We start from the raw sequence: 14,485 nt of genomic DNA, 5'->3' as shown, positions 1-14,485 counted from the left end.
ATTATGCGTTTTTGCGCCTGGTTATTTCTTGAACACAAGCGCTGTGGCGGAGTGCGCGGGGAAAACGTACCGTGGCAAAACGTCGCCCACGTCAACCCGGCTCTCGACGACCTTGACGACCTCATCGTCTTTATAACTGTTCATGGCATCCGTGTTCGGCGCGTTCAGGCTATGCACCGCGACCTTTCCTTTCGGCGAGAAGCCGGACAACTCAATGTCACTCTCCATGGAATCTTCCGCGTGCCTGTTGATGACGAATAGGGCGATCGTCTTGCCATCTTCGCTCATCGTCGCGGAGCAGTCCAGCGCGGGGACGCCCGTCATGGCCGGTATGCCTCCGACGCGCGACGTCTCAAAAGAGCCGCAGGCTACTTCTGTCCGCAGAGCGAGCGGCTGCGACAGCCTCGAGTACATGAGAAACGGATAATATATCGCGGTTCTGCAGATCCTGTCGCCCAGTGTGGTGATAACACCAAGCATGTTGACCAACTGGGAAACGTTCGCCATCCTCACGCGATTCGCCAGTCTGTGCATGGCGTGAAACACGCCACAGACAAAGAGCGCGTCGCGAAGGGTCCAGCGCGGAAACTGCATCTGCGATATCTTCCACCACAGGTTCCATTCGTCTAAAGCAATGCCCACGGAACTGTCTTTCCCGGCGACCGACTCGATATCGTCCACGGCAAGCCGCAGTCGCCGCTCGTACTCGACGGGCGAGGCGGCTATTGCCTTGTAAATCACGGCCGAACCTCCTCGCGCGCCGGCCAGAAGGACGCCCACACGCCTCTCCAGTCCGGGAAGATATAAATGAATCGACAGCAGATCGATCGAATCGGCGGCAACCTCGAGCACCTCCCGGTTCCACTTCTTGTTGAAGTAGTGATCCGCGCCAACGGCGACATACTCGAGCCCCTGGTCAACCTGCTCCATCGCGGCGCGGAACTCGAGGTATCGCATCGCGTACTTTTTCGCGGGGCAGTGCCCGAGCGACCAGAACCCGTACGTCTCGTTGCCTATCCCCCACGTCCGGACTCCCCACGGCTTCTCCCTGCCATGCTCAATGCGACGGCGACCCTCGACCGTAGTCTTGTCGCCATTCATGTACTCGACCCATAAAGCGGCCTCCACGGCCGAGCCTGTGCCGAAGTTGACGTTCACGTACGGATCGGCGCCAATTTTTGCCAGCAGCTTCATGTACTCGTCTGATCCAAAGGCGTTTGTGTCCAGAACTCTTGTAACCGGCCCGTATTTTGACCAGTAGCGGTTTCGCTTCAGCGGGCGCGCGTCCGCCGAACCGATTCCATCGCGCCAGTGATAGCCATCAGCGTACAAGCCCCCGGGCCACCTCATGACCGGCGCCCGCAACTTCTTGACAATGTCCACAAGGTCGTCGCGCAGTTCCCACGGCCCGCGCGGGTCGCCTGTCCTCTTGTTTTTCAGAACGCCACCATAAATGCACCTTGCCATGTTTTCGATGAAGTGACCGTATATTCGACGGTCTATGCGGGCATCATTAATCCTTGCGTCCACTGTTATTTTATTCTTCAATCAGGCTGCCTCCCACAATATTGAGTTACCTCCAACCGGAAGAATTCCACAACTTCGACGCGATAGCGGCCGCCGCTGTGAGTGTCAAAAGATAAATCGCGCAGATGACCAAAAACAACCAGAACTCCCCGATGCTTCCCGTCGCGACACTCATGCCACTTGCGTTGCCGTCGTTTTCCGGTTCGCCCGTCTCCGGCATGGTCTCCTCTTCTTTCACGCCCTCCTGTCCCGCCACGATCGATGCCCCACTGCATCCCAGGTCGCGCATGCCGGTGTCGTCCCGCGCTGTCGCATCACGCAACGGGAAATGCCTGGCGGCGGACGCGGGAACGGCAATGGAAGTTGTCATCACCGGTTGCGACTCGACTCCCCTGGAATACTGGTAGTGGCCGTCTGTTGCCTGCATTGATTTCAGAAACGAAAGCGGACTGTTTTCATGAAATACCCAGCGCCCCGAGCCGGGATCCTCCCCGGTAGCGTAGACAGACCGCACAACCGTTGCTGTTTGTTCTACGTTTGAAACTTTGGACGCGCCGGCAAACCCTCCGTCAGCCCCCATCCTTTCGCGGAGCAGTTTCATTGCCGGCGCCGTGGCGGCGTCCTGCGCTTGCCCCAGCCCAACCAGCGCCTCGACAGCCAGCGCCGTGTCGGTGACGACAACTACGTCGGACTCGCCCCACCCTCCATCCGCGCGCTGATTCTCCACAAGCCAGCTCACGCTTTTAGACGGGATTTTCTCCCCCGCGGCCGCAAGCGCGATCAGTCCCATGCAATGTTCCATGATGTTGCTCCCGATACGGCCGTTGTCACTGACGCTTGCCTGTATGAGTGAGACAAGGTTCTTTCCGGCAAGGTTTTGTGGATCTCCGCCGGCCTCGGAAATGGCCAGCGCGTACAACTCGATGTCCGCCAGTTTGTTGAGCGTCCCGGCTTGCGATTCCAGGAACTTCAATGTGCCTTCTCCGTTCTTCCTCCAATCGGCCACACGCTCCCCGAGGGCTGAGCCAGCGAGCATCGCCCTGCATGTCGTGAGGCCGTCGGTTCCCGCGCCCGGTTCCGCGAAGCCTCCATCAGCCCCCTGATTGGCCCTGATGTACGCTATGGCACTCCCGTTTCCGACAGCGGCAACGTTCGCGGGCGTTGCCAGCCACGCGAACGACACGAGCAGGCACAGGCATAGCGCCTTTTTCCACTGAATCTTGATCATGCATCCATGGTAAGACGTCTATGCTTGCCGACACAAGCAAACATTTGTGGGGTTCAGCGCGGCGTAACCGTCCTGATCTTCCACTTCGCGTCTTCCTTGGTCAGGTACATGTCCCAGGTGGCCGTGGAGTTGTTCGTAAATCTGATTTCCATTACCACCTGAGCCTTGCCGCCGGATTGCACGTTTACGCTCGAGGTGTTGTACTTCTTGATGCTGCCTTTGAACGGTTCAAGCTTGGATTCGAGGCCGGAGCACGTCTCTTCTTCTTGTGTTTGCGCGGCAAGATATTCAAACGCCGTAGAGATATTTCCTTCACTAATGGCGCGCAGGTAACTGTTCGCCGTGTTGGCGGGTCTCTTTAATACCGTTACAAACGCTATGCTCCCCAGCACTATGCCGATCACAACGAGCGCAATCACTGATATCGCAACGATTAAGCCTACCTTCATGCCCTTTGACATCCCCTTCTTTTTCAAAGGCGCAGAAATGAGCGGGGGTTGAGGCTGGCCAGGTGGCAGAGGGCCTGGCGGCTGTTGCACTGGGCTGACGCTCATGGGCGGTGAAGGAGGCGGCGCACCGGGGGCGGGAGGAGTCGCCGACACATTCGATCCACAGGAAGGACAGAACTTTGTTTCTGGCGTCATTTCACTAATAGCAACGCCACGCAGTGCGATTATGTTAGCACACAAAACGATTATGACATCTGCTCAGGAGGTTAGCACATGTTGTGCCCGCGTACGAAGGGAGCAAGCTACGCGTTATCTGAAAACGAGAAGGGGCCGGATAGCGTTGGTATGACGGTAGGCAGGATGTCGATTTCAGAGAGGCGAAGAACCTCCTTTGAGCTCGGGCAACCAGATCATCAGGAGGCCACGACCAGTTAAGCCCAGGTGAGCGGATCACCGCCCGTGATACAGGCGTACAGAAGTCGGTCGAAGAGTTCGCCTTCAAAGTGCCGGCGGGAGAACCGCCAACAGAACTCGGAGAGATAGGGCTGAAGATGCTTGGGAGAAACACCGTCCATGACCCCCTCGCCGTCGCCAAGGCCCAGTAGCACCAGTATACCGCCGGCCATGTACTCTCCGAAGAAGTCCCCCGCGCGCCCGCGCACCACAACGATGGGACGGTGATGGCGCGTCCGTGCGCCATGGGGGACTGACCACCAAAAGTTAAGCGACTTAAGAGAACAAACCTGACGGACTGATCCTGACTCCGACCGGCGCCTGACGACGCTTGTATTCGCTGGCAACAACGGTCGATATCACCGTGTCAACAAGCTCGCGGCTGTTGCCCCGCTCGATAATCTCCCGCGCGCTCAAGCCCTCCTCTATGTAAGCTTCCAGCACGGGATCCAGCAACTCATAAGGTGGCAGTGAGTCCGTGTCAAACTGGTTCGCGCGCAGCTCCGCGGACGGCGGCCTCTCGATGACGAACCGTGGAATGACATCAAAGCCCGCGCGCGCGTTGATGAACTCGGCGACCTCGTACACCTGCGTCTTCAGAAGGTCTTTGATGGGCGCGAAGCCTCCCACCGTGTCACCGTAGAGCGTGCAGTAGCCCATATACGCCTCGCTCTTGTTTCCGGTCGCCAGCACCAGCCACCCGAACTGGTTTGAGAGCGCCATGAGCAGGTTGGCGCGGATGCGAGCTTGAAGGTTCTCGTATGTGACGCCTTCCTCGTGATCGCCCAACTCGCAGGCGAGCCGTTCCCTGTAAGCGTCGTACACGCTATCGATGGGCATCACCACGTACTTCACTCCGAGGTTGCGCGCGAGCTCCCCGGCGGCGTCGCGACTCTCGTCAGATGTATATTTCGAAGGAAGGAACACACAGATGACGTTTTCTTTGCCCAGCGCCTCGACCGCCAGCGCCGCCGTCACGGCGGAATCGACGCCTCCGGACAGCCCGAGCACGACCTTCTCAAAGCCGTTCCTTGAGACATATTCTTTCAACCCCAGAACAAGGGCTTCGAATATCTCCTCAGTGGGTTCCAGATTCCTAACGTCAACGCGCGGACGACGGTGAACGAGCGGCGCCAGGTCTATCCGGCAGAGAAGCAATTCTTCACGGAACCGCGCGGCGCGCGCGATGAAGCCCAGTCGCGGATGATGCACGCACGAGCCACCGTCAAAGACCAGCTCGTCCTGGGCTCCCACCATGTTGCAATGAGCAAGGACAACCGATCTGTCCGTGGAACGCGCGGCAATGAGCTTCTTTCGATCCTCGTACTTGCCACGACTGAAAGGCAAAGCCGAAAGATTGAGTATCACCTCGACGTCGGCATTGGCTATCTGCTCCTCCATCGGATCATCGGTGAACCACATGTCCTCGCAAATAGCGATGCCCACTCGAACGCCAGCCACCTCAAAAACGAAGTTGCGGCCTGCCGTTCCCGAGCGCCTCTTTTCATCAAAAACCCCGCAGGTGGGAAAAAGCGCCTTTCGGTAGACGTGATTCACCTTGCCACGGTTGATGACGGCCGCGGAGATGGAGTCCGACTCGGCGAAGCCAACCACCGCGATCACGTCGCCGATGCCTGATGCCAGCTCATTGATCGCGACCATGCCGCTTCGGGCGAACTCCGCCATGAGGAGCGGGTCTTCCGGCGGATAACCCGTGAGGCACGTCGAAGAGAACAGCACAATATCAGCACCCGAGCGCTGTGCCTTCCCGGCGTACTCTATTATCCTGCTGGAATTTCCCTTGATGTCTCCCGCGGCGCATCTTACCTGCGCCAGCGCTAACACCAATTCTGACCCCAAAGTTAAGTGGAGCTGAGGGGGCTCGAACCCCTGACCTTCTGGCTGCCAGCCAGACGCTCTCCCAACTGAGCTACAGCCCCACATAATCGCTCAAGAACTCGAACTGCCCGCAGGCGGCATCTCATCGGAACGCGCATTGCTCCAATCGAGCCTCGGCACGTTAGCCCACAAACGCTCCAGGTCGTAGAAAGCACGATCCTGCTCCAGAAAGATATGCACGACGACGTCCACATAATCAAGAAGGATCCATCGCCTGAAGCGCAACCCTTCCCTGTGTGCCGGCTTCACGCCGTGCTCTCCCAGCTTCTCCTCTACCGCATCGTGTATCCGATGCACCTGTCGCTCGTTCCGGCCGCTCGCTATCACAAAGTAATCCGTAATGCCGAGCGTTTCCCTCATGTCCATTACACAAACGTCGGAAGCCATCCCGTCGTCAGCCACCCTTGCCGCGTCCAGCGCAAGCTCTTCAGCGGTTATCAATCAACAATCTCCAGTATCACTTGTTCACGTAATCTTTTCCCACTATAACACTGATGTCTGACATACTTTCCACTGTCAGATGGGACTCGAGCTTGCCAACCTCCAGCTCGTTTCTCAACTCCTCGGCAGCCGCGATGATTTCCTTTTTATCGCTGTAAACAATAATAATCGTCTCAGGATGTTCAAAGGTGTCGGCATTCGCGGAGTTGACGATCTGAAACTTCGCGAGATCAATTTGTGGCGATACTTTCTGGCCGATACCCGGCACGCCGCATCCGTTGAGAATCTCGATCTTAAAACGCCTGGACAGCGCGGCAGTGGAAGCCGACTTGGCGTATTTCTTGATAAAAGCAGGCAGCGCGCCTTTGTCTAATCTGTGCACGATAGTTTTCTCAAAGCGGAACTCACGCACCGGCACGATGCCGGCGCGCAGTTTCTTGCCCTTGAGAGATACGCAGGCGTTCGACATCCCAGCGAGCTCCTTGTTTGAGGCATCCGTGTCAAAAAGGTTTGCGTTCGTCCTCATGAACTTGTCCATGTCCACGCCGCGCATCATCGCCATAAACACGGGAGCGAACGCCACCTGCCGCTTCGCAAGGTCAAGCTCCTTGCCGAGCGACGCGCAGGTGAGATAAGCAGTCAGCAAATCGGGCGATAGATTCTGGCGGCCAGGCTTCAGATCAAGCGTTACACCCAGACTCGTGTCTTTAAACGAAATCCTTGACCCCACATCCACCGGCAGTTTATCTCCAAATTGCTTCAGTATTATGCGCAAATCCCTGTCGGTAGCCAGGATGTATTTATCCACTTCAATCCCCAGGATATTCTCTATGGTCACAAGCGTGCTGCTCACCCTGCCTCCGTTAAGCTCCACGAGATTTGTCAACTGGTCCGAGCCCATCCCCGGCGCGTTTACCAGCAGGTCGGCGGGGAAAAACACAAGGCTTCCGCTCCCGTCGCTGGAGTCGTAAGACATGAGGACAACTGTAGTCAGGACAGTGGCGCCTTCCTCCTGTTTTGTGATCGCAAGCAGATAGCTTGCCGTCTTCTTGCCCTCCGGCAAAAAATCCGCGGCAACGGCCTTCTTCGAGGTCTTGAACGGCCGGACGTGCCTGCCCAGCCAGGCGAACCCGTCCGCCGTCTTGTCCCACGCTTCATCAAACGGACTAACTTTCAGAAAAACACCCAAAAGCAAAAAAACCGCGATCACTATGGCAAGCGCGACCAGCCACTTTGAGAACTTTCTCTTTTTGTTTTTTTTGTCAAGCCGCTTTTTCGTTCGATAACCCACGTACTGATCCTGTGCCATGTTGTCTCACTCCCCGCGGGCGACCCGCCCGCAACCGACCATATTATAACTTTACCCGCGCTCGCGCTCTTAACCTTTTAATTACTCTTCGAGAGCGGCCTGCGCGGCGGCAAGCCTCGCGATGGGAACCCTGAACGGCGAACAGGAAACGTAACTGAGCCCTATCTTGTGACAGAATTTGACCGACGCAGGCTCACCTCCGTGCTCTCCGCATATCCCGAGCTTGATTTCCGGGCGCGTGGCCCTGCCGCGCTCGATGGCAAGCTTCATGAGATCTCCCACGCCTTCCTGGTCAAGCCGGTGAAAAGGATCGACCGGATAAATGTCCTGCTCTATGTACTGAGGCATGAATCCTTTTACGTCGTCCCGCGAGACGCCATAGGTCGTCTGCGTCAGGTCGTTTGTCCCGAAAGAGAAAAACTCCGCGTTGTGCGCGATCCTGTCGGCAACGATACACGCCCTGGGCAGTTCGATCATGGTGCCCACCTGGTATGTGACATTTGAGCTCAGAGCGCGTATGACGGCATCCGCGGCCTTGACCGCGAGCTCGCGCATGATCTGCATCTCCCTGTCAGAACCAACCAGCGGGATCATGATCTCCGGCTTCACATTCACTCCCTCGCGCGCGACCTCGCACGCCGCCTGGATAATTGCCCTGACCTGCATCTCGTATATCTCGGGGTATGTAACGCCAAGCCTGCAGCCACGGTGCCCGAGCATGGGGTTCGCTTCCTTCAACCGGCGGTTGCGCTCCTCGACCTCGATGACGGTGCAACCCAGTTCCTGTGCCACGTCTCTGATATCGGAATCCTTATGAGGCAAAAACTCGTGCAACGGCGGGTCGAGCAATCGAATTGTCACTGGCCGAGGGGCCATGACGCGGAATATTCCCGCGAAATCGTCTTTTTGCATAGGGAATATCTTGTCGAGCGCTTCCTTGCGACCCTCAACAGAATCAGAAAGGATCATCTGGCGCACCGCAAGGATTCTATCTCCGCCAAAAAACATGTGCTCGGTACGACACAAGCCTATGCCCTCGGCGCCAAAAGCTACCCCCTGCTCAGACTGACCGGAAGTATCCGCGTTTGCCCTTATGTTCATGCGAGCGCGCTCGTCCGCCCACGCCAGGAGCCTCGCAAACTGTTGATAGACCAGCGAGTCCTCGGGCTCGAGCGTCCCATTGATTAGCACCTGCTCGACCTCGGAAGGGCTGGTCTCTATCTTTCCCAGGTAAACCTCACCCGCGGTGCCATCGATAGACAGCCAGTCGCCCTCTTTGATCTCGACCGACTCGCCACCAGGCGACAAAATGCGCACAACCTTCTTTTCATAGTCGATATCGAGCGTGCCGCAACCCACTATGCAGACTTTGCCCATCTGCCTCGCTACGAGCGCGGCGTGCGACGTCGCTCCGCCAAACTGCGTCAGGAAGCCCTCCGCGGCGTCCATGCCCTTAATGTCTTCCGGGCTGGTCTCGTGCCTCACCAGGAGCAGTCTCGCCTCCGGGTCATGAGACTTTATCTCGTGCGCGTCCTGCGCGAACAGAACCACACGACCGGTCGCCGCGCCCGGCCCCGCTTTGGTTCCCGTAGCGACCATGCGTCCGGCGCTTCTGGCCTCGTCCTTGGCGTCAGTGTCGAAAATCGGGCGAAGCAGATCGTTGAGTCCTTCGGGATCCACCCTCATTATCGCCTCATCCGGTGAGATGAGGCCTTCATCAACGAAATCCAGCGCGATCCTCACCGCGGCAAAGCCGGTGCGCTTGCCCGTGCGCGTCTGGAGCATCCAGAGTTTTGTGTCCTCGATAGTGAATTCGAAATCCTGCATATCGCGGTAGTGTTTGTCGATTACGCCACAAATGCGCAACAGCTCTTCATACGCATCGGGCAGGTATTCATGAAGCTCTTCGAGTTTCCGCGGAGTGCGGATTCCCGCGACGACGTCCTCCCCTTGCGCGTTCAAAAGGAACTCGCCGTAAACCTCGTTCTCGCCTGTCGCCGGATTGCGAGTGAAGCCCACCCCGGTTCCCGATCGATCACCGGTGTTGCCAAACACCATCGCCTGCACATTGACGGCTGTGCCCCAGTCAGCAGGTATGTCATATTTTTTTCTGTACGCGTCTGCCCTGTCGTTGTTCCAGGACTCGAAGACCGCCACAATAGCGCCGCGCAACTGCTCCCGCGGCGCCTGGGGGAAATCAACGCCTTTGCTCTTCTTGATCTCCAACTTGAAGCGAGACACCACATCTTTGAGATCGTCGGTGGAAAGCTCGTTGTCCAGTTCAACTCCCGCTTCCTTTTTTTTCTCTTCCAGGATCGCGTCGAACAGATCACGCTTCTCTTTGTCCTCAGGCTTCATTCCAAGGACGACATTGCCGTACATCGTGATAAAACGCCTGTAGGAATCGTACGCGAAGCGCGGGTTGCCCGTCTTCGACGCAATCCCCTCGACGGATATGTCGTTGAGGCCCAGGTTCAAAATAGTGTCCATCATCCCCGGCATACTGGCGCGAGCGCCCGAGCGCACCGACACCAGCAGCGGATCCTCGGGGTCTCCCAGGCGCTTGCCCATCTTCTCCTCAAGCGCTGCAAGATTCTCGTCAATTTGCTCGTCAAGGCCCACGGGGTACTCCCCCGCCTCGAGATAACTGACGCAAGTTTGAGTGCTGATAGTAAAACCAGGTGGAACGGGGATTCCCATGGACGTCATCTCGGCGAGGTTCGCGCCTTTGCCGCCAAGGAGTTCCTTCATGTCCTTGTTGCCCTCTTCAAAATCGTATACGTACTTCGTTCCCATCCAGCAACCTCCCTGAAATATTAAGTTGTCCGACCATCAATCCCGTTCACGCAAAAGCATTAGTGCCCCCCTGATAAGGGGGGCGAGGGGGATTATCCCCCAATCCACGCCCCAGAATGCAAAAGGGGTCTAACACCTTTTTGCATGAGAGACGCGTCTCAAATACAAAAAGCCCCTCAATCCCACATCAGCTTCGAGAAATCCGCGACCTTGCTGAACAGTGCGTCAATGCGGGCGAGCAGCGAAAGGCGATTGGCCCTCACGGCCGGATCCTTCGCCATTATGAGCACTTCGTCGAAAAGCCTGTTCACGGGCTCGCAAAGAGGATCGAGCGCCTCGAGCGCGCCGTAGAAATCCAGCGTCGCGAGGGCGCCCTCGACCGCCGAGGCGACATCCACGAGACAATTTGTCACTTCGCGCTCAACGGGCTCTTGCGGATGAAGCTCGGAAACGGCGCCGGCCTCCTGGCCACGTGACAGGTTGTGGCACCGTTCGAAAGCGGTGTAGAGCCTCACAAGCAGGCCTTCCTCGCGGGCTTCGACCAGCGCGTCGAGCCGCCTCTGCACCAACAACGGCACGTCCCGGTCAACGACGAGCGCCGCTTCCACCAGGTCGTATCGGTAGCCTCGCTCGGTGAAGAATACCCGCTCGCGGGCCGCGAAAAACTCCTCGAACGCGCGCCGGGCGTCCTGTGTCCACGCGAAGCCGTGAGCATTTGCTTCGAGCTCGGACGCCGAAGCGCACACGAGACGCGAGACAGAGAACGCAAATCCGTGATCCAAAAGTATCAACATCATCCCGAGGGCCTGGCGCCTCAGCGCGTACGGGTCCTCCGAACCTGTGGGAACGTGCCCCAACCCAAATGACGCGGCCAGGTTGTCAGCCTTCTCGGCAAGAGAAAGCAGAGCGCCTTCCACCGTCTCCGGCAGGATGTCCCCGAGCCGCCTCGGGAGATACTGCTCATGAATAGCTTTCGCCACCAGTTCGTGCTCTCCCGACCTGCGGGCGTATATCGATCCTACCGTACCCTGCAACGCTGGAAACTCTATGACCATGTGAGTGACAAGATCACATTTGGCGAGCATCGCCGCGCGGCGGGAGCGCGAAAGAAGCTCCTCGTCGCCCCCCAGCTCGGCGCACTCTTCCGCGATGAGGCGCGCGAGCCTGTGAGATTTCTCAGCCATGCTTCCAAGCTCAGAACGGTAAACGACGTGCTCCAGGTCGGAAAGCATGTCCACGAGAGGCCGCTTTGAGTCCTCGTCGAAAAAGAACTCCGCGTCGGCAAGCCTCGCGGCCAGCACCCTCTCGTGGCCTTTCCTTATTATGTTCGCCATGTCAGGGTTACCGTTGTGGATAGCCACGAAACTCGCCTCGAGCCTCCCGTCCTTTGTCTCCACGGGCAAGTACCTCTGATGCGACTTCATGGCGTGGACAAGTATCTCGCGCGGAAGCCGCAGATACCGCTCGTCGAAACGCCCGAGGATCACCCCGGGCCACTCGACTAACTGCACGGCCTCGTCGAGTACATCCTCGTCAAGGACAGGCACGGCGCCGGCCTCCTCGCAAACTCGCTCCGCGCGGCGGACGATCTCGATCAAGCGAGCCCTGTGGTCGGCCATGACGAACACTTCCTTGAGTTCGTGCTCGTAGTTCCTGGGAAGCGAAATCGTGACTTTTCCGCCTGACAGGCGGCGATGGCCGAAAGTAATGTTCGACGCCTTCAACCCGGCGTACTCGAACTCCACTATTTTGTCGCGGAATATCGCCATGAACCAACGGATCGGCCTGCTGAATCGCTCATCGCGGCTCTCCCACCGCATCGATTTCTTGAACTTCAGTGATGACACGATCTCGAGGAGCAGCCCGGACAAAATATCCTCGGCCTCGATGCCTTCCGTCTCGGTGACGGCAACGACGTAGCTGCCCTTGCTCGACTCTTCTATCCTCAAGTCGTCAGGTTCAACGCCTTGCGCTTGCGCGAAACCTGTCGCCGCTCGTGTCCACGAACCGTCCTCTGAGCGAGCCACGGACAGCGACGGACCTTTCTTGCGAATCACCTGCGCGGAGGCCCGGTCTGCAACTCCGCGCACCGTGATAGCGAGGCGCCTCGGGGTGGCGAACGTCCAGCTCTCCTCGAACGCCAGGTTAGCCTTGCCCATGAGGGCCGGCACGAGCGATTCCATTTGCTCTAACGCGCTGTATATCGCGGATGCCGGAAGCTCCTCTGTTCCTATCTCCAACAGCAGATTTGGCATCTCTACCGTTCCCCTTCGTTAATGAGCGGATAGCCTTCGCTCTCACGCCACTCGAGAAACTTCCGCGCGCAACCCCGTGAAAGCGTCCTTACCCTCGCGATAAATCCGGTGCGCTCCGTGACGCTTATCGCCCCGCGCGCGTCAAGCAGGTTGAAGATGTGCGAACACTTGAGGCACGCGTCGTAAGCTGGATGCAAAAGCCCTTTTTCGAGCAACGCGTGGCCCTCGGCCTCGGTCTCGGAGAACAGTCTGTAAAGAAACGTGGTATCGGCCACCTCGAACGAATAAGTTGACCACTCGACCTCGGAACGGCGATAGAGATCGCCGTATGAGACATCCTCGTTCCAGGCGACATCAAAGACGTTATCCACGTTCTGCACGTACATCGATATGCGCTCGAGCCCGTAAGTTATCTCACAGGAGACCGGGCGGCAGTCGAACCCGCCCGCCTGCTGGAAGTAAGTGAACTGCGTTATCTCCATGCCGTCAAGCCACACCTCCCAGCCCAACCCCCAGGCGCCCAGTGTCGGCGACTCCCAGTCATCTTCCACAAAACGGATGTCGTGCTCCTCGGGTTTTATGCCGAGTTCGTAGAGGCTCTCCAGATATATCGCGATAATGTCGCCCGGCGACGGTTTGGATATCACCTGAAACTGAAAGTGCCTGCCCACGCGGTTCGGGTTCTCGCCGTATCGCCCGTCAGTGGGGCGCCTCGAAGGTTGCACATAAGCCACTCGCCACGGTTCAGGGCCCAGGCACCGCAGTAGCGTCGCGGGATGAAACGTGCCCGCGCCTACCTCGAGGTCGTACGACTGAGCGAGCAGGTAGCCGCGCTGTGACCAGTATCTCTCGAGAGAAAGTATCACCTGTTGAAGGGTTAACGTCATTTTGAGCTCCAAAATATTATGCGGCCGGGTGATCGAACCTCGAGTTGAGCCTCGAACGCGCTCAGACAAAGGGCAATCAGCGCATGCGGCGCCAAAGGACTTGCTCTGGTCACCTCACGATCACTCTAGCCAGGAACGGATACAAGCCAAACCCAATAGCGCCGGCCAGCAATGAGTATTCTAACCCCTTGCGCCAGTAAAGGTAACCCAGCACTGTCACCAGTGACAGGGCCAGGAAAACCGCGCTCATAGCGGCCGTTGCCGGTTTCTCCCCCGCCGCGACGCTGATCCAGTATATGTACCCACAGCACAGCGCACTTGCCGCCGCAATAGCGGCCATGTGCGATCCCACCTTTAAGCGTTCACGGTATATGGAAAAGAAATACACGAACGCGGAGAACACCAGGAACGTAAAAAGGATTTCATTGCTGATCGCGATGTTGATATATGAGAGCGAGAACTTCCACGCCGGCATCTTCCTGAATTCGACGCCCTGAATAAAGCCCAGAGACTTGCCAATGAACGTCGATATCAACGGCGGCACGAGCGCGGCGATCCCAAACGGAACCGACCAGGATAGAAGGTCGCGAAGGTCGGAGGCGCCCGCTTCGTTCACGCCTACCTTGTCCAACAGTGGAGTCTTCAAGTCGGTTCTTCGCTGCACATTCAACCCGACAAAGGCGAACAGCGCTCCCTGAATAACAAGGAATAGCGCCTGGTAAACCAGGAAGTCGGCAAAAACAGGCTTCCTGGGCTGGATTGGCTTTTCCCTTGAGTGTTTCTTCTGCTCGGCGGGCGTCTCGTACTTCTCTTTGAACTTCTCGAGCGCGGCGGGATACTCTTTCTTGAGCTTATTATAGTACGTAGTGGCGTCCTGAATCGCGAGCGGATACTGAAAGAGAGCCGCTACGGTCAGGACGGCGATGAGCGCCAGAAACACCTTCATCTCGAGGGTTCCACGCCTTACAATGTTCCACTGCGCGCTCGCGGGTTCAACCGCAACGTCTTTGCCGCGCCGGGTCACTGAAGAGTCGTTCTCCAGTTCGCTCTCCACCCTCTTTCCCATAGCATAAGATGATTTGCGCGCTCCAGTTGATTTCTTTTTCTTTTTTTTCTTGGCCATTTGCAACAACTACCTCATACAGGGGTCACCTGTAAGAAGCCCAAGTCAAGACACACCTCTCCTTGATCCCCGCTCGCGGGGATGTCAAATTCGTCTTGACTTGGGAGGAGACCCCGTT

The 14,485-nt window shown here is 57.6% G+C and carries 10 protein-coding genes, 1 tRNA gene and 1 pseudogene; all 12 read right to left on the bottom strand.

Features of this window, described 5'->3' with window-relative positions; all coding sequences use genetic code 11:
* Positions 1-21 precede the first annotated feature (21 nt).
* On the bottom strand, positions 22-1,548 hold the full coding sequence (locus CVT63_05605; GenBank protein PKQ27903.1) for a hypothetical protein: 1,527 nt from the start codon (positions 1,546-1,548) through the stop codon (positions 22-24).
* Between the two features lie 25 nt (positions 1,549-1,573).
* The gene (locus CVT63_05600; protein ID PKQ27902.1) at positions 1,574-2,755 is read right to left on the bottom strand and encodes a hypothetical protein; all 1,182 of its coding nucleotides are present in this window, start codon (positions 2,753-2,755) and stop codon (positions 1,574-1,576) included.
* A 53-nt stretch (positions 2,756-2,808) separates the two neighbouring features.
* Entirely contained in the window at positions 2,809-3,399 is a 591-nt protein-coding gene (locus CVT63_05595) for a hypothetical protein (GenBank protein ID PKQ27901.1), read from the bottom strand.
* Positions 3,400-3,797: 398 nt separating this feature from the next.
* Positions 3,798-3,878, bottom strand: a pseudogene (locus CVT63_05590) (hypothetical protein).
* A gap of 55 nt (positions 3,879-3,933) precedes the next feature.
* Entirely contained in the window at positions 3,934-5,517 is a 1,584-nt protein-coding gene (locus CVT63_05585; GenBank protein PKQ27900.1) for an NAD+ synthase, read from the bottom strand.
* A 7-nt stretch (positions 5,518-5,524) separates the two neighbouring features.
* Positions 5,525-5,597: transfer RNA gene (locus CVT63_05580), tRNA-Ala, on the bottom strand.
* A 10-nt stretch (positions 5,598-5,607) separates the two neighbouring features.
* Positions 5,608-5,994 (bottom strand): ribosome silencing factor, encoded by a 387-nt coding sequence (rsfS, locus tag CVT63_05575; GenBank protein ID PKQ27904.1) that lies wholly within the window; start codon positions 5,992-5,994, stop codon positions 5,608-5,610.
* Positions 5,995-6,013: 19 nt separating this feature from the next.
* Entirely contained in the window at positions 6,014-7,306 is a 1,293-nt protein-coding gene (locus CVT63_05570; protein ID PKQ27899.1) for a hypothetical protein, read from the bottom strand.
* A gap of 81 nt (positions 7,307-7,387) precedes the next feature.
* Positions 7,388-10,102 carry a pyruvate, phosphate dikinase gene (locus tag CVT63_05565; protein ID PKQ27898.1) on the bottom strand — a complete coding sequence of 905 codons (2,715 nt, stop codon included), beginning with the start codon at positions 10,100-10,102 and terminating at the stop codon, positions 7,388-7,390.
* 176 nt (positions 10,103-10,278) lie between these two features.
* Complete coding sequence (locus CVT63_05560; GenBank protein ID PKQ27897.1) at positions 10,279-12,357, bottom strand: glycine--tRNA ligase subunit beta; 2,079 nt, start codon at positions 12,355-12,357, stop codon at positions 10,279-10,281.
* Between the two features lie 2 nt (positions 12,358-12,359).
* Positions 12,360-13,244, bottom strand: a complete 885-nt coding sequence (glyQ, locus tag CVT63_05555; GenBank protein PKQ27896.1) for a glycine--tRNA ligase subunit alpha — start codon at positions 13,242-13,244, stop codon at positions 12,360-12,362.
* 109 nt (positions 13,245-13,353) lie between these two features.
* Complete coding sequence (locus tag CVT63_05550; GenBank protein ID PKQ27895.1) at positions 13,354-14,367, bottom strand: hypothetical protein; 1,014 nt, start codon at positions 14,365-14,367, stop codon at positions 13,354-13,356.
* Between the last annotated feature and the right edge of the window lie 118 nt (positions 14,368-14,485).

This window comes from Candidatus Anoxymicrobium japonicum (assembly GCA_002843005.1).
Taxonomy (GTDB): Bacteria; Actinomycetota; Geothermincolia; order Fen-727; family Anoxymicrobiaceae; genus Anoxymicrobium; species Anoxymicrobium japonicum.
The sequence above is the reverse complement of the archived record's forward strand: the minus strand, read 5'-3'. Positions and strand labels throughout refer to the sequence as shown.